Below are 20,208 nucleotides of genomic sequence, written 5' to 3'. Positions count from 1 at the left end.
GGTGAACAGAGGCTGAGCCATCGTAAATGCAAGGCGAAGTACCCGATAGGCCTCTTGGTTGATCCTCCAGGCGGGAGGGTTTCGGGCTCGTCCGATTCCGTGGCCGGGACCAGTCGTTTCGCCCCCGCTCGCGTTGCTTCACTGGCTGAAACCCCCTGTCAGGCCAGAAAGGCCGGTGGCGCGAATTGGATCTCAACACGGTGCTCGACGTGCGCGACGCCCGCCGCCGCGAACCCTGGCGTCCCGGCGACGCCTGGCTCGGCGGCGGCACGTACCTCTTCTCCGAGCCCCAGCCGCACATCCGCCGCCTCGTCGACCTCTCCCGCATGGGCTGGCCGCCGCTGTCCTGGCAGCCCGACGGCTCCCTCGACATCGCCGCGACCTGCACGATCACCGAGCTCTCGCGGTTCGCCCGGACCCTGCCGACCACGGCCGCCCCGCTCTTCGAGCAGTGCTGCCGGGCCTTCCTCGCCAGCTTCAAGATCTGGAACATGGCGACGGTCGGCGGGAACCTCTGCAACGGCCTGCCCGCCGGTCCGATGGTCTCCCTCACGGCCGGCCTCGACGGCACCGTCCTGCTCCAGGGCCAGGACGGCGCCACCCGCCGGATGCCCGTCACCGAGTTCATCCTCGGCGCCGGCGTGAAGAACCTGCGCGAGGGCGAGCTGCTGCGGTCGGTGCGCCTGCCTCCGAACGCGCTGGACTCCCGTACGGCCTTCCGCCAGGCGTCCCTCTACGGACTCGGGCGCTCCGGCGCGCTGGTCATCGGCGCCTGCGACCCCGCCGACGGCTCCCTGGCCGTCACGGTCTCCGCCGCCACCACCCGCCCGTTCCGCTTCTGGTTCGCGCTGCCGCCCACGGCCGCCGAACTGCGCGAGGCGATCGACCGCGCCGTCCGGCCCGACGAGTGGTACGACGACATCCACGGGCTGCCCGAATGGCGGCGCCACATGGCCCTGCGCCTGGCCGAGGAGATCCGCCGCGAGCTCACCACCGAGGACCACCGATGACGTACGAGATCGAGATCAACAAGCGGCGTTTCGACACCGAGCCGCGGGCCGGCCAGTGCCTGCGCACCTACCTGCGCGAACGCGGCTGGTTCGGCGTGAAGAAGGGCTGCGACCAGGGCGACTGCGGGGCGTGCACGGTCCACGTCGACGGGCAGCCGGTGCACAGCTGCCTCTACCCGGCCGTCCGCGCAGAGGGCCGCAGCGTCACCACCGTGGAGGGCCTGGCCTGCTCCGGCGGCGAGCTCCACCCGGCGCAGCAGCAGTTCCTGGACGCCCAGGGCTTCCAGTGCGGCTTCTGCACCGCCGGTTTCCTGATGACCACCGCCGCCCTCCAGGCCGAGGAGGGCACCGCCCACGACGACGGCAAGCTCCAGGACCTCCCGCGCGCCTTCAAGGGCAACATCTGCCGCTGTACGGGCTACCGCGCCATCGAGGACGCGGTGCGCGGGGTCAAGCACACCGAGGCCCCGGAGGCCGGGCAGGCCGTGGGCAGGTCCCTGGGCGCCCCCGCGGGTCCCCTCGTCGTCACCGGCACCGCCCGCTACACCTTCGACGTCGACGTGCCCGGGCTGCTGCACATGAAGCTGCTGCGCTCCCCGCACCCGCACGCCCGGATCGTCGACATCGACACCAGGGACGCCCTCCAGGTCCCGGGGGTCCACGCGGTCCTCACCCACCACGACGCCCCCGACCGGCTGTACTCGTCCGCCCGCCACGAGCACCCGACCGAGGACCCGATGGACACCCGCGTCCTGGACGACGTGGTCCGCTTCGTCGGCCAGCGCGTGGCGGCCGTCGTCGCCGACAGCGAGCGGGCCGCCGAGGAGGGCTGCCGGCGGGTGGTCGTCACGTACGAGGAGCTGCCGTACGTCATCGACCCGGAGGAGGCCATGCTCCCGGGCGCCCCCGTCCTCCACCCCAAGGGCCCGGAATCGGGGATCTTCCGCGCCGAGAACAACGTGTGCGGCGAGGTCCACAACACGATCGGCGACATGGAGAAGGGGTACGCGCAGGCGGACGTCGTCTACGAGGAGACCTTCCAGACCCAGCGCGTGCAGCACGCCAGTCTGGAGACCCACGGCAGCGTCGCGTACTTCGAACCCAAGGAGGAGGGCGACGGCGAGCGCATCACCGTCCGCTCCTCCACGCAGGCTCCCTTCCTGACCCGGCGGGCGCTGTGCGCCCTCTACGACCTCGGTGAGGACGAGGTCCGCGTCGTCGCGGGCCGCGTGGGCGGCGGGTTCGGCGGCAAGCAGGAGATGCTCACCGAGGACATCGTGGTCCTCGCCGCCCTGAAGCTGCGCCGGCCGGTGAAACTCGAATTCACCCGGGCCGAGCAGTTCTACGGTGCCACCACCCGCCACCCCTTCAAGATCACCATCAAGATCGGTGCCAAGGCCGACGGCACGCTCACCGCGCTGCGCATCCGCGTGGTCTCCAACACCGGCGCCTACGGCAACCACGGCCCGGCGGTCATGTTCCACAGCGTGGGCGAGTCCTTCGCCGTCTACAAGGCGCCGAACAAGGAGGTGGAGGCGTACTCCGTCTACACCAACGGCGTCCCGGCCGGCGCCTTCCGCGGTTACGGCCTGGGCCAGGTCCTCTTCGCCCTCGAATCGGCGATGGACGAGCTCGCCGTCCGGCTCGGCATGGACCCGCTCGCACTGCGCGAGAAGAACGTCATCGGCGCCGGCGACCACATGGTCACCCCGATCGGCCACGAGGAGGACCTGTTCATCGCCTCGTACGGGATGAAGCAGTGCATGGACGTGGTGCGCAAGGCGATCGCCGAGGACCGCAGCCACGAGGACGTCCCGGAGGGCTGGCTCACCGGAACCGGATCGGCGGTCGCCATGATCGCGACCGGCCCGCCGGGCGGCCACTTCGCCGACGCCCGGATCAGCCTGCTGCGCGACGGCACGTACGACATCGCGGTCGGCACGGCGGAGTTCGGCAACGGCACGACCACCGTCCACAAGCAGATCACGGCCGGCGCGCTGAACACGACGGTGGACCGGATCGCGGTCCGCCAGTCGGACACGGACGTCGTGCGCCACGACACCGGCGCGTTCGGCTCGGCCGGCACGGTGGTGGCGGGCAAGGCGGTGATGCTGGCGGCGAACTCGCTCGCGGAGCGTCTGCAGACCTTCGCGGCCCGGCACACGGGCGTGGCCCGGCACCTGTGCAGGCTGGGGCCCGAATCCTTCGACTGCGCGGGCCGGACCGTCACCCTCAAGGAGCTGTACGAGGCCGCGTACGACCAGGGCAAGCTGGAGGAGATGGCCGCGGACGGCCACTGGACCGGCTCCCCCCGCTCGGTGGCCTTCAACGCCCAGTGGTTCCGCCTCGCCGTCGACCCGCACACCGGCGAGATGAAGATCCTGCGCAGTGTGCACGCGGCGGACGCGGGCAAGGTCATGAACCCGATGCAGTGCCGCGGCCAGGTGGAGGGCGGTGTGGCCCAGGCGCTGGGCGCGACCCTCTTCGAGACGGTACGGGTGGACGAGCGCGGCGAGGTCACCACGGCGGCGTTCCGCCGATACCGGCTCCCGCAGTACGCGGACGTCCCGCGCACGGAGGTCCACTTCATGGAGACCTCGGACGCGATCGGCCCGCTCGGCGCCAAGTCGATGAGCGAGAGCCCCTTCAACCCGGTGGGCCCTGCCTTCGCCAACGCCTTGCGGGACGCGACCGGGGTGCGGTTCACGGAGATGCCGGTGACGAGGGATGTCGTGTGGCAGAAGATGCAAGCCGCCAAGGGCTAGAAGAGACTCACTTGCGACTCACATGGTGAGATGAGGGTGGCAGATACGTTTCCGGGGCGGCGGGAGCTGGGAATCGGGCTCGTATGGCCAAACTCATGCTGCACGGCGACCTCGACCGCCCGGCCCTGCTCAGCGTGGCCGACCTGCGCGAATGGGAGCAGCACCGGGCCAAGGTGGTCTTCGACTGCGCGACGAACGGCCCGCAGCACCACGTCTTCGAGGGCGTGCTGCTGCGTGACGTGGTCGCGAGCGCGGGGCCTGCCTTCGACGCCCGGCGCCGCAAGGACCGGTCGCGCTTCCTGCTGGCGGTCAGCGGCGGGGACGGCCACCACAGCGTCCTCGCCTGGGCCGAGCTGGACGCCGACTTCGGGGACAGTCCGGTGCTGCTGGCCACCCGCCTGGACGGGGCGGACCTGGACGAGTCCGGGGCCCAGCTGGTGGTCCCCTCGGACCGGTGCGGGGCCCGCTACGTCAGCGCGGTCACGCACGTATGGTTCGGCGCCCTGGCAGCACCGGGCACCTGAACCCGACCACCGGGACGGCACGACGGCTCAGGCGCCGGCGAGGGAGATCTCGGTCGACTTGATCAGCGCCACGACGGAGGAGCCGGGGGCCAGGCCGAGCGCCTGGACGCCGTCGGCGGTGACGGCCGCGGTCAGCCCGCCCCCGTTCACGTTGACCTTCACGGCGGCCATGGCCGGGCCGACGGCGACGTCGGACACCGTGCCCGGGATCTGGTTGCGGATGGAGATGTTCTCGACCGGGCCGGTGGCCAGGGCCACTTCGGTGGCCTTGACGAGCGCCTTCACCGCGGAGCCCGAGGTGATGCCGAGGTCCTTGACCGCGTCGGCGGTGATGGCGGCGGTGATCTCCTGACCGCCGTCCAGACGGACCTTGACCGTCGCCATGGCCTCGCCGACGGTGACGGCGGTGACGGTGCCCGCGAGCTGGTTGCGGATGCTGAGACTCATGATGGTTCGACCCCTTGCGTAGGCGCCTCGCGCGGCCCGGAGGGGCCGCACGGGACCGAACGTAGGGCCATCCGATCGGCTCCGGCCCGATGCCCCTCGTGCCCGCGCGCCAGAACCACCCGACCGGCTGGCCCGGTGCTTCACTGGGGAACATGCCATTCGACCGCTACGGCGTGCTGGCCGGCACCCTGCACGAGCACTTCCGCGACACCCCCGACACGGAGGGCGCCTGGTTCCACGTCAACCTCCGGGTCGACGCCCCGGACGGGCGGTACAAGTGCGCCGTCGACGTGGACAGCCACGACTCGGAGACCGGTGTGCAGTGGAAGGTCTTCACCGTGGACGCGGCGGCGCTCGGCCCGGTGGCCGCGATGGCGCCCGGGTTCCACGACCTCGACCGCGTGCCCAGGTCCGGAGCCCTCGACTACCTCCGCCATCCGGCCCTGCGCAGGCTCCAGGAGTGGCCCGGGTGGCTGCCCGGCCCGCTGGGCGACCTCCTCGACCGGCTGCTGAAGTCGTCCCCGCCCTGGACCTCGGGCTCCAATGTCCAGGCCGCCAACGCCTTCGAGCCGATCCTCGCCGTCGGACGCCCGATCCTGGTCTTCGGCGAACCGTTCGACACCGGGCTGGGCGTCCACAACATCCACCAGAACCAGGGCGACGCGTACGGCAGCCAGTGGTGGCCCGAGAACGGCATCTGGCAGGACGGCGCGACCATGACCCGCCGCCCCGACGGGCGTTTCGACGTGTTCCTGAACAAGTTCTCCGGCCAGAAGGACCACACGGACGCCGAGGGCCACCCGATCTGAAATCGGCCGCAGTCGGCTCGGGATCCGCCTCCGCCCGCATCGACGGTGCGGGCCTCCGCGGAATCGGTCCCGGTCCGCCGGGAACTCCGGGCGCCCTCCGTCCGACTACTGCCGCGTGGGAGGCGGATCCTCGCCTTCCCTCGCGGCGGAGGAGGCGTGAGATGGGCGGACTGGATGTGCGCATGCGGGAGGTCGTGTGCCGGCACGGCCGGGTGGAGGCCGTCTCGGACGTCGATCTGGAGATCGCCGCCGGTGAGCGCGTGGCCCTGACCGGCACCAACGGCTCGGGCAAGACGACGCTGCTGCGCGCCGTCCTCGGTCTGCACCGTCAGACGACGGGCTCGATCCTGGTCGGCGGCCGGGGAGGCCGGTCACCCGCCGAGTGGGCCTGGCGGCGCCGGGCCTGTGCCTGGATCCCGCAGAAGCCGGCCGCCGGCCGCTTCCCCCTGCTCGGCGCCGAACTGCTGGCCGGCAGCAACGCTCCGGCGGAGGCGGCCGAGGCCGCGGAGCGGCTCGGTGTGGGTCCGCTCGTCGGGCGGCCCCTGCACACCCTCTCCGGCGGCCAGTTGCAGCGTATGTACCTCGCCCGGGCGATCGGATGCATCGCCGCGGGAGCCGAGCTGCTCCTGGCGGACGAGCCGACCGCCGCCCTCGACTTCGACGGGCAGTCGGAGGCCGCGGAGGTCCTCACCACCCTGCCGGTGACCCTGATCGTGGTGACGCACGACCGGGCGCTGGCGGACCGCTGCGACCGGGTACTGGAGATGGCCGCGGGCCACCTGCGGGAGGTCCGGTGAACCTCGCCGCGCACCTGGCCACCGCCGACCTCGGTGAGCTCCTCCAGCTGCTGCCCGTACAACGGGCCGGCGCGGCCCTGCTGCTGGCCGCGATCGGCCTGCCGGTCATCGGCGTGGTCATCGTCGGGCTCGACATCATGCCGGTGCGGTTCGCGATGATGCACGTGGCCCTGCTGGGCATCGCCGTCGGACTGCTCACCGGACTCGACCCCATGCTGTGCGCGCTGGTGGCCTGCGCGCTGGCCGGCGCGGGCGTCGCCCCGCTCGCCCGGACCCCGGACGGCCTGTCGGGGGCCATGGGCCTGCTCATGAGCCTGGCCATCGCGGCGGCGCTGCTCCTGCTGGCCGTGTCGGGGGTCAACGCCTCCGGAGCCTTCGCCCTGTTGTGGGGTTCGATCCTCTCGGTGGGCCCGGCCGACCTCGTCGTCCTGGGCGTGCTGGCCGTCGTCGTACCGGGCCTGTTCTGGTGGCGCCGGCGCGAGATCGGCCTCCTGCTGTACGACCGCGAGCTCGCCCTGTGCTCCGGCGTACCCGTGCGGGCGCTGACGGCCGCACTGCTGGTCCTGGTCGCCATCGCGGTCGCCGGAGCCATCAAACTGACCGGCGCGCTGCTCGTCGACGCCCTGACCCTGCTGCCCGCACTCGCCGCCCGCCGCCTGGGCAGCTCACTGAAGTCGATCACCCTCTGGGCGGTCGGCATCGGCGTGGCGGTGAACCTGACGGGGTTCCTGCTGGCCCTGTGGCTGGACTGGCCGCCCGGCCCGGTCCTCGTCCTGACCGCGGGGGCGCTGGTCCTCGCGGTGCATTTCATACCCGAACGGAGAATCAGCTCATGGCGCGCACCCGCGTCCGTATCCCTTCCCTCCTCGCACTGAGCGCGGCGCTCGCTCTGACCGCCGCTTGCGGCAACACCCCCTCACCTCAGGACGCGAAGTCCCAGGACGGCACGCAGCCGCAGGCCAAGAAGCCGGTCGTGGTGGTCACCACCACCTGGGAGGGCGCCTTCGCCAAGGCTGCGGGCGCCGAGGACGTCAAGGTCATCGTGCCGCAGTCCGTCCACCACGCCCCGGACTACGATCCCAAGCCATCGGACCTGGCAGCCGTGGCCAAGGCCGACTTCGTGCTCTACGCGCCCTTCGAGCCGTACGCCGCGAAGATCAAGGAGGCCGCGGGTTCGAAGGCGAAGCTGGTCGAGGTGGAACTCGACAACGATCCCACCAAGGTGTCCGCCGAAGTGGCCCGGCTGGCCGGTCTGTTCGGCACCCCCGAGGCCGCCACGCAGTGGAAGACCGGCTTCGACACCGAGTACACGAAGCTGAACAAGGACGTCCAGGCCGCCTGGCCGGGCGGCAGGAGCCCCGCCGTCGTCAGCCAGGTCTTCACCACCTGGGCGGCGAAGCTCGCGGGTGCCACCCCCGTGGGCACCTACGGACCCGAGGCCGTGACCCCGGCGCAGCTGGCCGAGCTCGCGGCGAAGAAGCCGGAGCTGGTGCTGGACAACGCGCACATGTCCACCGGCACGGTCCTGCCCGACTCCGGCGCCAAGCAGGTGAAGATCGTCAACTATCCGGGGGAGGACCTGGACCTGCTGGCGGTCTACCGCAATGCCGCGGCCGAGCTGAAGAAGGCCATGGGCGGCTCCTGAGCAGCCCACCGGGCCCGCACCGGCCGGTGCGGGCCCGAATGGGGCCGGTACGGGGAACCGGATTCGGCAGCCGTATCGGCGCGGTACCCGGCACCCGCTCGGGTACTCAGCAGGCCGTCCAGGGCACACGGCAGGCGTGGGGGGCGGTGTCCTCGGGGCACAAGGCGCTGATCACCGTCCTGCGGATCACCCGGTGCGCCCGCCGGGAGCACACCAGCCGGACGCGCAGCTCGCCCGGTTGCCGTTCGCCGCTGCTCTGCCCGGGGTGTTCCACGGCCCACTGCTGCGCGAGGAAGTCGTACGCGTGCGCGGTCGAACCCTCGTCTCCGGGGAGGGAGTTCACGACGGTCGCACTGACGATCCGGGTGTTACGGGCGTTGCGGGAGCGCACGGCGTCCTCGACGAGGCGCCCGACCCACGCCAGCCCCTGCTCGTCAGCGTACAGACCGAAGGTCAGTTTGCGCGTCCTCATCGCGTCAGGCCCTTCTCGTGGTCGGCGTCGCCCTTGGCGAAGACCGTGGTGAACCACGGGTACACGGGGGCGAGCGTCGGCGACGCGGGCCAGCCGTTGACCACGGCCAGGAGCTGCCAGTAGCGCTCGGCGCGGGGGTCGGCGGTCGTCCGCAGCCGGGCGAGGAGCCAGCGGCGCAGATCGCCCTCGTCGGCGCACTCGAAGGCGTGGGCGTAGAGGCCGCCCAGCGAGTCGGCCAGGAACATGCCGTTGGCCGCGGCCGGTACCAGGCCGGCGGACACGGCCTCGGCGATGCGTTCGCGCATCGCCCGGTTGAGGGTGTCGTGCAGCGTGCCGACGTCCTGCCGGACGGGCTCTTCCGCCTGCTCCGCGGCCATGCGGCGCAGCGCGGCACGGAAGTCCTCGTTCTGGCAGAGTCCGGCGAGTTCCACCCAGGCCTCGACCTGCTCGGGCGTGGGATCGTCGGGGAGCTCGGGCGTGACGGACCGCATCAGGGTCTCGAACTCCGGGTTGTCGTGCGGGACTTCGAAGGCGTCGTCGACGAATCCGGAGACGAGTCGGCGCCGTTCGGCCCGGGAGAGCGTGGCGAGTCGGTGCATGAGGTCCATCTCCATGGGGGTGGGGCCGCGTCGGGCGACCGCGCGGAGCACGGCCCGGCGCAGGCGCAGCGTACGGATCTGCACGTCCAGGGCGTTGGCATGTGCTGCTGCGACGTCCTGCAGGGAAATCTCCCGGTCCAGGACGCGGCGGACGGTCGCGAGGTCGAGCCCGAGATCGCGCAGGGTGCGGACGAGGTCCAGGCGTGCGAGCGCGTCGGGCCCGTAGCGGCGGTAGCCCGCTGGGCTGCGGTCGGTCGGGGGGACGATGCCCTGGTCGGAATAGAACCGGATGGTCTTCACGGTGAGGCCGGTCCGGCGGGATAGGTCTCCGATGGAATGGAGCATGTCGCGGTCCATGCCCCCAGCTTGCTGTCTCCCCCCACGGGAGACTCAACCAGGGCCCGGGGCTCGCCGTCGTTCGTGTGCGGGGAGGGGGCCCGGCGGCAGGTGTCCGGCCGCCGGGACCCGGGCGTCATCCCGCCTGGGCGAGCGGCGCAGCCACCGCGGCGGTCGCCGCGAGGCGCTCGCGCAGGGCGGCGCGGTCCGGTTTGCCGGCCGCCGTCAGGGGCAGTTCGGCGATCAGGAGCAGCCGCTCGGGGTGCTTGTTCCGCTCCAGCCCGCGCCGGGTGAGGTGTTCACCGAGGGAGGCGAGGGTGAGGGGCTGCCCTCCGCGCGGCACCACGCAGGCCGCCAGCCGCTCCCCCATCAGCGGGTCCGGCACGCCGACGCAGGCCACGTCCCGGATCTGGGGGTGCGCGGTGAGTTCGCGTTCCACCTCCGCCGGGCTGATGTTGGCGCCTCCGCGGATGACGATGTCCTTGAGGCGGCCGACGATGTGCAGGACGCTGTCGGAGTCGAGGTACCCGAGGTCACCGGTGCGGACCCAGCCGTCGGGCGTGCGGTAGCGGGCGTCCAGTTCGGGTGCGCCCACGTAGCACAGCGGGGTCATCGGGCCGCGCGAGATGATCTCGCCGACGGCGCCGTCGGGCAGCGGTTCGTGCGTGTCGGGGTCGGCGATGCGGATCTCGGCGACCCGGGGGTCGGGGTGGCCGGCGACCACCCCGGATCCGTCGGTGGGCGGCACCGTGCTGCCCAGTCCGGTGTGGCAGTTGACGCCGTCTGCGGAGCCGTAGAGGTTCACCACGGGACAGCCGAAGGCCTCGGCCGCGGCGGCCGCGGTGGTCTCGTCGAGCGGCGCGCCGCCGAGGACCAGTGCGGTGGGCGCGGGCAGCTTCTCGTCCGTCCCGTCGAGGCGTTCGAGCATCATGCGGATCATGGTGGGCACGCCGAGAATGTGCGTCGGCCGGTGTTCGCGTACCGCCGCGATCGCCGCGTCCGGGCTGAACTGGTCGAGCAGGACGAGGGTGCCGCCGTGCCGGGCGAGGGTGACGGCGGTGCCGTTGGACCCGAAGGCGGACGCCAGCGGTACGAGGAAGAGGCAGCTCGGCGGGGTGCGGTCCGGGATGAGGGAGGCGAGGAAGTTCCCGCGCCCGCCGGCCAGCGCGTTGTGCGAGTACGCGATCATCTTCGGCTCGGCCTCGGAGCCGGAGGAGACGAGGATGCGTGCGGCGCTGTCGGGATCGGGCCGGGCGGGGACGAATCCTGTGGGGTCGGACCGCAGCAGCCCCGACAGCCGAATCGTTCCTTCAGGCACGGCTCCGGGACCGGCGGCGATGACGTGCCGCAGGGCCGGGAGCGCCCCGGCGAGCGTGCTCAGATCCGCCGCGTGCCGGAACTCCCGGTGCTCGGTGGCCGCGATGACGGCGACGGCCTCGGCGCGGCGCAGCAGGCACTCCGCTTCGAGGACGCCCCGGCCGACCGGGAAGGGGAGCGCGATCGCGCCGAGTGCGGCGAGCGCGAGATCGGCGACGACGGCGAAGCGGTTGTTGGGGAGTTGTACGCCGACCACGTCGCCCGGGCCGATGCCCAGTTCCCGCAGGCCGGTGGCCAGACATCGGACCTTGCGGTCCAGCGCGGTGTAGCAGAGCTTGCCCTTGGCATCGAGGACGGCCGTGCGGTGCAGGTCGGAGATCTGGCGTGCTCGGAAGAGGCTGTAGAGGTCGAGGTCGGGGCAGGTCCCGTCGACCACCCAGGAGCGGCGCAGTTCGGCGGGCAGCAGGTCGTGCAGTACGAGCCGGTCGGCGGTCATACGAAGCTCCAGGGGTCGGGGACTGCGGGGGCGCCGTGCGCGTCGCGGCTGATCGAGCCGGGGAAGCGCGGATCGTGATGCAGGTCGGACAGCTCGGTGGTGACCGCGGTCGCGGTCAGGCCGTGCTCGTGCAGCCGGGCCAGGGCCTCGGTCGTGGACAGGCCGCCCAGGTCGTGGTCGGCCACCGCGCGGGCGTCGGCGTCGGCCGGCGCGAGCCAGCCGTCCGCCGTCGGCCGCGGGAGCCGGAATCCGGCCGGCCGCCGGGGGTTCTGCCCGCGGGCCGCCCGGCGCAGGGCGGGGGCGGTCAGCGTGTCGGCCGCGCCGAGCAGGGAGGAGTCCACCCGTACGCCGTGGCCGCTGCGCTCGCGCAGCAGCAGACCGGCGAGGACGGCCTCCGCGCCGAGCAGCCCGCCCAGTACGTCGAGCAGGGTCATCAGCGAGGGCGCCGGGGCCTCGCCCTCGGGGCGGACGGCCTCGCCGACGCCCGTACGGGCCTGGACCATGAAGTCGGTGCCCATGGGGGCGTCCTCGATCCGGTCGGCCCAGCCGCTGGTGTACGCGTAGACGAGCGCGGGATTGACCCGTGCGAGGTCCCCGGAGTCGAGGCCGAGCTCGGCGGCCTTGCCCGGCGCCCAGTTGTGCAGGAAGACGTCGGCCCCGGCCGCCAGCTCCCGCAGCCGCCGGCGGTCGGCCTCCCTCTTGATGTCGATCTCCACGGCCTGCTTGCCCCGGTTGAGGGCGAGCCAGCGCGCCGAGATCCCGGAACAGGCCGGGGGCATGCCGCGCAGCGGGTCGCCGCCCGGGGGTTCGATCCGGATCACGTCGGCGCCGAGGAGCCCGAGCAGATGCGCCGCGAGCGGGGCCTGGATGCGGCGGCCCGCCTCCAGCACGGTCAGCCCGGCCAGGGGCCCGCCGGACGGTGCCGCGCCGGGCAGCCGGGCCGACCTGGCGGTGAGACGCCCGGTGGCCGACCGTGACAGGGACCAGGGGGCGGCGCCGTCGCGTTCCGCGGCCCGTTCCGCGGCCCGTTGAGCGAGCGGGTGCAGGGCGCACACCTCGGTGCCGTATGCGGCCGCGGCCCGGCGGATCCGCTCCCAGGGGTGGGACCGGGCCGTGAGGTGGAGGGCCGCCGGGAAGGGGGCGCAGGCGGTGGCGTAGCGGAACTGGAAGGGCCGCCAGCCGGCCCGCAGGGCCTCCGGGGGCGCCTCCAGGGCCTTCCAGAAGGCCGCCCAGGCGCCCGGATCGAGCGTCTCCAGTTCGAAGAGGACACCGTCGGCGGAAGTGAACGGGGGTCCTCCGGGAGCGAGTTCGGCGGCCTCGCCCTCGTCGGCCCCGGTGGCGGCGAGGTACTGGGAGACCGCGAGCAGCCCCGCCCGGTCCGCGCTGGTGCTGACCGCGCGGGCGGCCCCGCCGCGGGCCTGGCCCACGAGAGCCGCGAGGAGCCCCTGGACGGCCAGGACTCCGGTGGCGGTGGCCGCGTAGTCGACGGCGAGGCCGCGCGGGCCGCCGTCGCGCCGGCCGTGTACGGCCATGATGCCGGTGGCGGCCTGGACCGTGGCCTCGTCGACGAGCCCGCTCAGGGGATCCGCCCAGGTGGCGCTCGCGTGCGCCGGTTCGAAACCGCAGCCCGTGAGCGTGGTGCCACCGGTGTCGGTGGCGGTGCCGGTGGACGCGTCCCCGTGTGCGGGGCGGTCCGTCCGCGCGCCGAGCAGCCGCAGGTGGTCGGCGATGACGCTCGTGATCTGCGGGGGCCCCGAGGTGTCGAAGCGCAGTGTGTCGAGCGGCCGGACCGTCTGCGTGGTTGCTGGTGACGCCATGCCTCTCCTCTCCTGGCGCGGCGGTGGCCGGCGCCCGGGTCTTGCCGAATCTGGGGAACCCGGGAGCGTCCGCACCCGACCAGTTCCACGGACAGTGAGTCGGTCGGGTGTTCCCACGAGTTCCCGGGAATGAGGAGGAAAGAAGTGACGGATCCAGGCACGGACCACACCTCGGTTGCACAACAGGCTGCGGGGCCGGATGAGTTGAGGGAGCGGATCGACCGGTTCGTCCGCTCCCGGGTGATCCCCCGGGAAGCGGTGCTGGACGCGGGCGGGCCCGCCGCGGCCGATGCGCTGGCCGATTTGCGCGGCCAGGCCCGGGAGGAGGGCCTGTGGGCGCTGCCGCTCCCGGTGGAACTGGGCGGCGGCGGCCTGGGGTTCGGGGCGTACGCCGCACTGGCCGAGACGGAGGGGGCCAGTGACCACGGCCCGGCCGCGCTGGGATCCGCCCCGCTGCTCGACGTGACGATGCTGGGGCGGCACGGGGGGACCGCGGTCCGGGAGGCGTACCTGAAGCCGCTGGTCGCCGGGGAGATGCGGACCTGCTACGCCATGACCGAGCCGGACGTCCCCGGCACCGACCCCGCGCGGACCGGCACCCGGGCCGAGCGCGGGCCGGACGGGAGCTGGCTCGTCAGCGGCCGCAAGTGGTTCACCTCCGGCGCCGCGGGCGCCGACCTGGTGACGGTGATGGCCCGCACCGGCGGGAGCGCCGGTGACCGCGAGGGGCTGTCGTTGCTGCTCGTGCCCACCGCGTCGGCCGGTTTCCGCGTCGTACGCGAACTCCCCGTCCTCGGTGCGGGCGGCCAGTACGAGATCGAGCTCGACCGGGTCCGGGTCCCGGCCGACCACCTCCTCGGGAAGCCCGGGGACGCGCTCGCCATCGCCGGTGAGCGGCTGCAGCTCGGCCGTACGCTGCGCTGCCTGCGCTGGCTCGGCCAGGCGCGGCGCGCCTTCGACCTCATGTGCGAGCGGGCCGCCACCCGCAGCGGGTCCCGCGGGCCCCTCGCCGACCAGCAGCTGATCCAGGGGCATGTCTTCGACGCCCTGCTCGCCCTGCGCACCACCCGCCCCCTGGTGCACGAGGCGGTGGCGCTGATCGCCGCCGGGCGGGACGCGCGTACGGAGGTGGGGCTCGCCAAGGTCGCCGCCGCGCGCATGCTCCAGCAGGTCGCCGACTCCGCCATCCAGGTCCACGGCGCCGCCGGGCTCGGTCCGGACACCCCCCTGCCCGGACTCCTGCGCACCGGCCGGGCCGCCCGCATCCTCGACGGGCCGGACGAGCTCCACATCACCTCCGTGGCCCGCCGGGTCCTGCGCGGCTACGCAACGGACGGCGGCCCGGTGACGGCGTAGGCCGTCTCTTTCGGATCTTGTCGGCCGAGCCCGCGGCGTCCGGTGCCGTACAGGGCAAGGCAGAGGGGCGCGCCGTGTACGGGACGTACTCGGGCGCCCCGACAACGCGGCCAGGTGCGGTGCCGGGCGTCGCCGGCCCGGCAAGATCCGAAAGAGACGGCCCAGGCACTCCCTAGACGCCGGTGATGTCGACGGCTCCGTGCAGGGCGGCGAGGCCGAGTGCCAGGAAGAAGTCGCCCCAGACGAGCTCGTGCCGGACGGCCAGTTCCTTCCCGGCGTCGTAGCAGCCGTCCAGCAGCATCCCGGGCGGGCGCCCGGAGTCCGTGCCGGTGAGGTGGTCCTCCGCGAGGCGGTGGAGGATCGCCCCGGCCCGGTGCCCGTACGCGGCCGCCCGGGGGCCGGGCACCCGGGCGAGTTTCAGCAGGGCGACCGCCGTGATCGCGGCGGCCGAGGTGTCGAGCGGCCCGTCCGGCCGGGCGGCGTCGGCCGCCGGGACGAGCCCTCCGGCGGGGAATTCGCCCTCCGCCGAGAGGAGTTCGGCCGCCTCGGCGAGCCGGCCGGCCGGGCCGGGCGTCGCCGGGTCCGGGCGCAGCAGGGCGTCGGCCACCGCCAGCAGCAGCCAGGCCCGGCCCCGGCTCCAGCCCGGCGGCGGGTCCGCGCAGGGCTGCCAGCCCGCGGCCGCGTCGAAGCGCAGGGCGGGCCGCAGCGAGCGGTCCCGGCCCGCGCCGAGGCAGAGATCGAGGTGGCGGTGGAGGTGGGCCGCCGCCGCGGCGGCGCCCTGCGGTCCGGCTCCGGCCAGCAGGGGTACGGTCCCCGGCACCCCGTCCACGCGGGCGAGCAGCCGGGGCCCGCCGAGCGCGTCCCCCCAGGGCACGAGCCCGAGTTCGCGGTCGTAGGCCGACAGCACCGCGTGGGCGCCGCGGCCCCGGAGCTCGGCGGCCGCGGCATCGTCCCCGGCCGGAGCGGTCCCGTACCAGAGGATCAGGCCGCGGGTGGCGGTGTCGGCCCGTACCCACGGTTCGAGCCGGGCCGTGCACGCGGCGGCGGCGCGCCGGTCGGCCGCGTCGCCGGTGTACCGGGCCCGCAGCCAGAGCAGCCCGGCCCAGAACCCGCCGGTCCACGAGCCGCGGCCGGTGGTCGTCCACCGCCCGCCGTCCGGCTCGGCGTACAGCGGGAAGCGGGGGCCCACCGCCTCGGCGGTCACCGCCACCCGTGCCATGACGGCCGCGAGGGCCGGGCCCTGCCAGGCGCCGCCCGTGCTCATGCCGGGCCCTCCCGCCGGTCCCGTACGGCCCACAGGAACGCTACGGCCGCCGCCACCGCGAACTCCGCAGCGACCAGCAGCCAGCCCGGCCCGTACCGTCCGCTCTGCGCGAGCAGCCCGAACAGCGGCGGTCCCACGGCGAACCCGCCGAAGAACCCGGCCGCGACCAGCGCCGAGTCCTGTCCGGCCCGGCCGGGGGCGGCCCGCTGCATGACCAGCACCATCGAGACGGCGTTGCCGGAGACGGCGAAGACGCCGACGGCGATCGCCCCGACCCACACCAGCGGGCCCGCCACCAGGGCGGCCGCCAGCAGGGCCGCCGCGCCCAGCGCCCCGCAGGCCAGCCAGCCCGGGAGCCACTCGGCCCGTCCGGGCCGGGCCGCCTTCGACCATCCGACCCGGCCCGCGATCCCCGCCACGCCCAGTACGGCGACCAGGGCGGCCGCCGCCGTCGGGCCCATGTCCAGGCGCTGCGCCCCGAAGAGCGCGAGGTAGGTGTTGACCGAGGCGATCCCGGCGCCGAGGAACAGCGAGAAGACCGCCAGCCAGGCCACCATCCCCCGCGGCACGAGAGCCGTACGGGGCCCCGCGGGCGGCGCGGCGGGGTCGGCGGGCAGTACGCGCAGGGCCCACAGCCCGGCGACCAGGGCGGCGCCGGCGCCGGTCCAGACCGCGCCCCGCCAGCCGATGCCGCCCGCGAGCAGGGCGAGCGGCAGCCCGGCAGCGAAGGCGCCGAGCTGGACCCCGGACTGCTTGAGCCCGGTCACCGCGCCCCGCCGGGCGGGCGGAACGGCGCGCAGCACGGCCTTGTTGGTGGCCGGGTTGGCCAGCGCCTGGGGTACGCCGCCCAGCGCGACGGCGCCGAGCAGCAGGCCGGCGCCGGGCGCGGCGCCGATCAGGGCGAGGGCCGCCGCGGAGACCAGCAGCAGGACCACCAGTGAGCGCCGCGGACCGATCCGGTCCACGATCCGGCCGCCCGCCGGGGACAGGACGGCGGCGGTGCCGAAGCCGATCGTGGTCGTGAGCCCCAGCACGGCCGGGGACACGCCGAGTTCGGTCACCAGGCGCGGGCCCAGCGCCCCGAGGAGGAACAGCTGCAGCATCGAGAACGCCATGGCGCAGGTGAGCAGCGCGGTCAACTGCCGCCCCGCCGCACCGTCCTTCTCCGCCGGCGATGCGGTCGCCGTGCCCTCCGCCGTCACGAAGTCTCCCTTCCCAGGACGTTGAACTCTTCGACCGAGCGGGTAGGCAGTCGGATGGAGCGGCGGGCAGGTTCCCTCCCTCCGCTGTGCCCTGCACCACACGAGGCGGGCGGCCCGGCCATGACAGGCCGGACCGCGGGAACTTGTCCGGAAGTGCGCACCCTGATGTGCGGCTCGGGAGGCCGGTGCAAGGATGAGCCCTCGATGAACCCGGTCCGTTGTTTCCGCGCCCTCCGGGCTGCGATGTTCGCAGCCCTCTGCGTGCTGCTCGCGGCTACCGGGCACCTGCTCATGTCGGGTGCGGCAGTGCCCTGGTGGGCGCTGTCCGTCGCCTTCCCGGGCACGGCGGCGACGGCCTGGGCCCTCGCGGGGCGTGAACGCGGGCTGCTCGCCGTGACGACGGCGGCCGTCGCCGTCCAGGCGGTGCTCCACGCCGGTTTCTCCCTGTCCCAGTCCCTCGCCGGGCCGGCCGCTCCGACCGGATCCGGGCAGATGCCGTCGATGTCGTCGATGTCGTCGATGGTGCGGATGTCGCAGCCGCCCGCCGCCGGTATGCCGGAGGCCCCGGCCCACCTGCACCACGCCCTGCACGGGGCGGCGGACGCCGCGTCCGCCGTGACGGGTGCGGCCGGCGGGCCGCTTCCGGGTGGTGTGCACGAGGCGGCCGCCATGTCTCCGGTCGGCATGCTGGCGGCGCACCTGCTGGCCGCCGTGATGTGCGGGCTCTGGCTCGCCCACGGCGAGCGGGCCGTCTTCCGTGTGGTGCGCGCCGTCGCCGGCCGCCTCTGGACCCCCCTGCGCCTCCTGCTCCGTACGGCGGTACCCGCACACCGGCGGCCCGTCCGGATCCGCCGCCGGCGCCGCCACCGCGCGCCGCGCCGGCTCTTCCTCGTCCACGCCATCACCTCGCGGGGTCCGCCGGCGGGAACCGCTGTCCTCTGACAGCTGGTTCCCCGAGCCGCGTCCGCGACCGCTCTCGCACCCGCACCACCGCGCCTCGGGCCTCGGCCATGCCTTCTCGCCGGCCGAACTCCTCACCGGCCCCGCCGCTCGCGGCGCCGGACTCCCCTTGCCCGTAAGGACCTTGTGGCGATGACTGCTGCCCTGACGACCCCCTCCTGTACCACCGGCGACCGGCCGGCCCGGCGCACCCCCGACTCCGACGCGGCGGTGACCCGGCTGGCGCTGGACGCCCGTGACGGCGATCCCGTGAAGACCGACCGGTTCGTGCGCGCGCTCCACCGCGACGTCTGGCGCTACGTGGCCTACCTCAGTGCCGACACCCAGGCGGCCGACGACCTCACCCAGGACGTCTTCCTCCGGGCGCTGGCGAGCCTGCACCGGTTCGAGGGCCGTTCCTCCGCGCGCACGTGGCTGTTGTCCATAGCCCGCCGCACGGTCGTGGACAGCCTGCGCCACGCGGCCGCGCGGCCGAGACTCTCGGACCGCTGCGACTGGCAGGCGGCCGCCGAGCAGACCCAGCCGTACGACGTGCCGGGCTTCGAGGACGGCATCGCCCTGGCGGAACTGCTCGCCGTGATCCCGGCCGAGCGCCGGGAGGCCCTGGTCCTGACCCAGCTGCTGGGCCTGTCCTACGCCGAGGCCGCCACGGCCGTCGGCTGCCCGATCGGTACGGTCCGCTCCCGCGTCGCCCGCGCCCGTACCTCCCTGATCGCGCTCCTGACGGACACCCGTACGGCCGATCCGGCTCCGGAGCCGCCGGCGCCGCGGCACGAACGGACCCCGGAGCGCATGCTGGCGGCGGCCGCGGCGCTCGCCTGATCCTGCGGACGGCCGACGGGAGGGCTGCGGGCGGCGGGTGCGCCCGCAGCCCTCCCGCGTCGGTACCCCCCTGGACGGGGAACTCGTCGCGCGGGTACGGGCGTTCAGGACGCGGGCACGGAGCCGGACTGCGCTGCGATCCGTTCCTCCGGTGCCGGACGCGGTGAAGGTGCCGGTGCTGCTCACCGGCGACGACACGGCCGATCGCCGCGGCCGTGCAGGACCAGGACGGCGTGGACTTCCCCTTCCGCGACGCGGACGGTCACGGCACCGCGCCCGCCTCCCCCGCCGTGGGCGCGGCCCCGCGGACGGCCCGTACGGCGACCGGTGAGCCGCGGCGCGGCAGCCGGCTCTCCGCGGAGTGCCCGGCGCACCGGTCGCGTACGAGGCGATGGACTCCGTGCCCGAGAAGCGGATCCGTTCCATCACGGTCCACACCGGCGAGCGGGGGCGGCCGGTGCCCTTGCGACGCGCCGCCATGCCGCATCCGGAGCCGGGACGGCCGGGTGGTCGGCCGACTCGGCGCGCGCCGTGGCGCGCGCCTGGCCTTCGGCCACCTCGTGGACGCCTCTGACGCCTGATCCGGTCCCGTAGCGGGGCCGGTGGCACGCGGGCACGGCCGGACGGCACCCGGGCATGGCAGGGCACGGCGGCGCCACGCGGCCGGATGTCCGGGCGCGCCGCAAGATATCAGCCTTCCGCGCAGTCGCCGGGATGTTTATCCGATGGTGATGTCCTCCGGCCTCGTCGCCGCGCCCGGCACTAGCGTCCCGTGACACCCCGGGAATGCGGGTGCGCTCCGCACAGCATGTGCGGCCCCTCCTGCCCCGCCACCCCCTCCCGGCCCTTGGAGCGAGGAGGCACAGTGCCGTCATTGCGGCGGAGATCCATCAGCAGCTTGTCGTTGGCCACGCGATACACGATCGGAAGCGGCCTGGTCATCACCGCACTTGCGCTCACCCTGATCGCGCTTCTCATACCCGTGAACAGTTTCGGCAGCCGGCCCGCGGCCGCCGTGGCTGGTCCGGCGGGCACGGCGGGTCCGGCGGGCGCCGACGACGACGGCGGCGGAACGTTGAGCACGGCCTTCGGACCGCTGACCGCCGCGGACCGGGACTTCGTCCGCAAGGTCCGGCTCGCCGGCCTGTGGGAGCTGCCGGCCGGCCGCCAGGCCCAGCAGCGCGGGTCCCGACCCGCGATCAAGACGGCCGGCCAGCACCTCATAGACGGCCACACCGAGCTGGACCGGCAGGTCATCCAGGTCGGCCAGGCTCTCGGCGTCGACCTGCCCAACCAGCCCTCCGCACAGCAGCAGGACTGGCTGGGACAGCTGAACCGGGCGCGCGGCGAAGAGTACGAACGGCTCTTCGTCATGCTGCTGCGCCGAGCTCACGGAAAGGTGTTCGCCCTGCTGGCCCAGATCCGGGCACAGACCAAGAACTCAATGGTCCGGGCCCTCGCCACGTCCGCCAACACCACGGTTCTGGACCACATCACGGTCCTCGAAGACACCGGCCTCGTCGACTTCGACGCCCTTTCCGACAATGTCCAACCGACGAAGTGAAGTGAT

At 74.0% G+C, this 20,208-nt stretch carries 18 protein-coding genes; 11 read left to right on the top strand and 7 right to left on the bottom strand.

The genetic code is table 11. The features are described 5' to 3' along the window. Nucleotides 1–185: 185 nt before the first annotated feature. The 3 genes from JYK04_RS35080 to JYK04_RS35070 all read left to right on the top strand — a co-directional run bounded on the left by JYK04_RS35080 (nt 186) and on the right by JYK04_RS35070 (nt 4,299). Nucleotides 186–1,010, top strand: coding sequence for an FAD binding domain-containing protein (locus tag JYK04_RS35080; RefSeq protein WP_189741857.1), 825 nt, complete (start codon nt 186–188; stop codon nt 1,008–1,010). Beyond that, on the top strand, nt 1,007–3,775 hold the full coding sequence (locus tag JYK04_RS35075) for a molybdopterin-dependent oxidoreductase (protein WP_189741860.1): 2,769 nt from the start codon (nt 1,007–1,009) through the stop codon (nt 3,773–3,775). The genes JYK04_RS35080 and JYK04_RS35075 overlap by 4 nt, the downstream gene beginning before the upstream one ends. 83 nt (nt 3,776–3,858) lie before the next feature. Then, entirely contained in the window at nt 3,859–4,299 is a 441-nt protein-coding gene (locus JYK04_RS35070) for a molybdopterin-dependent oxidoreductase (RefSeq protein ID WP_189741863.1), read from the top strand. A gap of 27 nt (nt 4,300–4,326) precedes the next feature. On the opposite strand, the gene JYK04_RS35065 is transcribed toward JYK04_RS35070, so the two are convergent. Continuing rightward, nucleotides 4,327–4,746 (bottom strand): TOBE domain-containing protein, encoded by a 420-nt coding sequence (locus JYK04_RS35065; RefSeq protein ID WP_189741866.1) that lies wholly within the window; start codon nt 4,744–4,746, stop codon nt 4,327–4,329. A 152-nt stretch (nt 4,747–4,898) separates the two neighbouring features. On the opposite strand from JYK04_RS35065, the gene JYK04_RS35060 reads away from it, so the two are divergent. From JYK04_RS35060 to JYK04_RS35045, 4 genes are all read left to right on the top strand, one after another. Further along, entirely contained in the window at nt 4,899–5,555 is a 657-nt protein-coding gene (locus JYK04_RS35060; RefSeq protein WP_189741869.1) for a DUF2278 family protein, read from the top strand. Nucleotides 5,556–5,716: 161 nt separating this feature from the next. Next, nucleotides 5,717–6,352, top strand: coding sequence for an ATP-binding cassette domain-containing protein (locus tag JYK04_RS35055; protein ID WP_189741872.1), 636 nt, complete (start codon nt 5,717–5,719; stop codon nt 6,350–6,352). Then, nucleotides 6,349–7,227 carry a metal ABC transporter permease gene (locus JYK04_RS35050; protein ID WP_229876052.1) on the top strand — a complete coding sequence of 293 codons (879 nt, stop codon included), beginning with the start codon at nt 6,349–6,351 and terminating at the stop codon, nt 7,225–7,227. The genes JYK04_RS35055 and JYK04_RS35050 overlap by 4 nt, the downstream gene beginning before the upstream one ends. Next, nucleotides 7,185–7,997 carry a metal ABC transporter solute-binding protein, Zn/Mn family gene (locus tag JYK04_RS35045; RefSeq protein ID WP_189741875.1) on the top strand — a complete coding sequence of 271 codons (813 nt, stop codon included), beginning with the start codon at nt 7,185–7,187 and terminating at the stop codon, nt 7,995–7,997. The genes JYK04_RS35050 and JYK04_RS35045 overlap by 43 nt, the downstream gene beginning before the upstream one ends. Nucleotides 7,998–8,103: 106 nt before the next feature. Here JYK04_RS35045 and JYK04_RS35040 read toward each other — a convergent pair whose 3' ends face one another. The 4 genes from JYK04_RS35040 to JYK04_RS35025 form a co-directional block, all read right to left on the bottom strand. Continuing rightward, nucleotides 8,104–8,469, bottom strand: coding sequence for a hypothetical protein (locus tag JYK04_RS35040; protein ID WP_189741878.1), 366 nt, complete (start codon nt 8,467–8,469; stop codon nt 8,104–8,106). Further along, entirely contained in the window at nt 8,466–9,425 is a 960-nt protein-coding gene (locus JYK04_RS35035; RefSeq protein ID WP_189741881.1) for a MerR family transcriptional regulator, read from the bottom strand. Before JYK04_RS35035 ends, JYK04_RS35040 begins: the two co-directional genes overlap by 4 nt. Nucleotides 9,426–9,540: 115 nt before the next feature. Further along, nucleotides 9,541–11,217, bottom strand: a complete 1,677-nt coding sequence (locus JYK04_RS35030) for a class I adenylate-forming enzyme family protein (protein WP_189741884.1) — start codon at nt 11,215–11,217, stop codon at nt 9,541–9,543. After that, nucleotides 11,214–13,034: a CoA transferase gene (locus JYK04_RS35025; RefSeq protein WP_189741886.1), complete on the bottom strand. Its 1,821-nt coding sequence runs from the start codon at nt 13,032–13,034 to the stop codon at nt 11,214–11,216. The genes JYK04_RS35030 and JYK04_RS35025 overlap by 4 nt, the downstream gene beginning before the upstream one ends. A 144-nt stretch (nt 13,035–13,178) precedes the next feature. Here JYK04_RS35025 and JYK04_RS35020 point away from each other — a divergent pair, with 144 nt between their 5' ends. Next, nucleotides 13,179–14,390 (top strand): acyl-CoA dehydrogenase family protein, encoded by a 1,212-nt coding sequence (locus tag JYK04_RS35020; protein ID WP_229876069.1) that lies wholly within the window; start codon nt 13,179–13,181, stop codon nt 14,388–14,390. 172 nt (nt 14,391–14,562) lie between these two features. On the opposite strand, the gene JYK04_RS35015 is transcribed toward JYK04_RS35020, so the two are convergent. Then, nucleotides 14,563–15,654: a sugar ABC transporter permease gene (locus JYK04_RS35015; RefSeq protein ID WP_189741891.1), complete on the bottom strand. Its 1,092-nt coding sequence runs from the start codon at nt 15,652–15,654 to the stop codon at nt 14,563–14,565. Then, nucleotides 15,651–16,856 carry an MFS transporter gene (locus tag JYK04_RS35010; protein WP_229876072.1) on the bottom strand — a complete coding sequence of 402 codons (1,206 nt, stop codon included), beginning with the start codon at nt 16,854–16,856 and terminating at the stop codon, nt 15,651–15,653. The genes JYK04_RS35015 and JYK04_RS35010 overlap by 4 nt, the downstream gene beginning before the upstream one ends. Nucleotides 16,857–17,060: 204 nt before the next feature. Between JYK04_RS35010 and JYK04_RS35005 the strand changes: the two genes are divergently transcribed. The 3 genes from JYK04_RS35005 (at nt 17,061) to JYK04_RS34995 (ending at nt 20,202) form a co-directional block, all read left to right on the top strand. Further along, nucleotides 17,061–17,798, top strand: coding sequence for a hypothetical protein (locus JYK04_RS35005; RefSeq protein WP_189741894.1), 738 nt, complete (start codon nt 17,061–17,063; stop codon nt 17,796–17,798). Between the two features lie 150 nt (nt 17,799–17,948). Further along, a complete protein-coding gene (locus JYK04_RS35000; RefSeq protein WP_189741897.1) occupies nt 17,949–18,638 on the top strand; it encodes a sigma-70 family RNA polymerase sigma factor in 690 nt (229 codons plus the stop codon). A 904-nt stretch (nt 18,639–19,542) separates the two neighbouring features. Further along, nucleotides 19,543–20,202 (top strand): DUF4142 domain-containing protein, encoded by a 660-nt coding sequence (locus JYK04_RS34995; RefSeq protein ID WP_229876081.1) that lies wholly within the window; start codon nt 19,543–19,545, stop codon nt 20,200–20,202. The last annotated feature ends 6 nt before the right edge of the window (nt 20,203–20,208 follow it).

Origin of the sequence: Streptomyces nojiriensis (assembly GCF_017639205.1) — a bacterium.
Taxonomy (GTDB): domain Bacteria; phylum Actinomycetota; class Actinomycetes; order Streptomycetales; family Streptomycetaceae; genus Streptomyces; species Streptomyces nojiriensis.
Note: the sequence above shows the minus strand (reverse complement) of the source record. Positions and strands in the feature narration are given on the sequence as shown.

Bases quoted from the DNA above. Each gene is read 5' to 3' on its own strand.
- JYK04_RS35065 (WP_189741866.1), bottom strand. From the start codon at position 4,746: ATGAGTCTCAGCATCCGCAACCAGCTCGCGGGCACCGTCACCGCCGTC.
- JYK04_RS35030 (WP_189741884.1), bottom strand. From the start codon at position 11,217: ATGACCGCCGACCGGCTCGTACTGCACGACCTGCTGCCCGCCGAACTG.
- JYK04_RS35015 (WP_189741891.1), bottom strand. From the start codon at position 15,654: ATGAGCACGGGCGGCGCCTGGCAGGGCCCGGCCCTCGCGGCCGTCATG.
- JYK04_RS35040 (WP_189741878.1), bottom strand. From the start codon at position 8,469: ATGAGGACGCGCAAACTGACCTTCGGTCTGTACGCTGACGAGCAGGGG.
- JYK04_RS35000 (WP_189741897.1), top strand. From the start codon at position 17,949: ATGACTGCTGCCCTGACGACCCCCTCCTGTACCACCGGCGACCGGCCG.
- JYK04_RS35045 (WP_189741875.1), top strand. From the start codon at position 7,185: ATGGCGCGCACCCGCGTCCGTATCCCTTCCCTCCTCGCACTGAGCGCG.
- JYK04_RS35005 (WP_189741894.1), top strand. From the start codon at position 17,061: ATGAACCCGGTCCGTTGTTTCCGCGCCCTCCGGGCTGCGATGTTCGCA.
- JYK04_RS35025 (WP_189741886.1), bottom strand. From the start codon at position 13,034: ATGGCGTCACCAGCAACCACGCAGACGGTCCGGCCGCTCGACACACTG.
- JYK04_RS35060 (WP_189741869.1), top strand. From the start codon at position 4,899: ATGCCATTCGACCGCTACGGCGTGCTGGCCGGCACCCTGCACGAGCAC.
- JYK04_RS35070 (WP_189741863.1), top strand. From the start codon at position 3,859: ATGGCCAAACTCATGCTGCACGGCGACCTCGACCGCCCGGCCCTGCTC.
- JYK04_RS35035 (WP_189741881.1), bottom strand. From the start codon at position 9,425: ATGGACCGCGACATGCTCCATTCCATCGGAGACCTATCCCGCCGGACC.
- JYK04_RS35055 (WP_189741872.1), top strand. From the start codon at position 5,717: ATGGGCGGACTGGATGTGCGCATGCGGGAGGTCGTGTGCCGGCACGGC.
- JYK04_RS35075 (WP_189741860.1), top strand. From the start codon at position 1,007: ATGACGTACGAGATCGAGATCAACAAGCGGCGTTTCGACACCGAGCCG.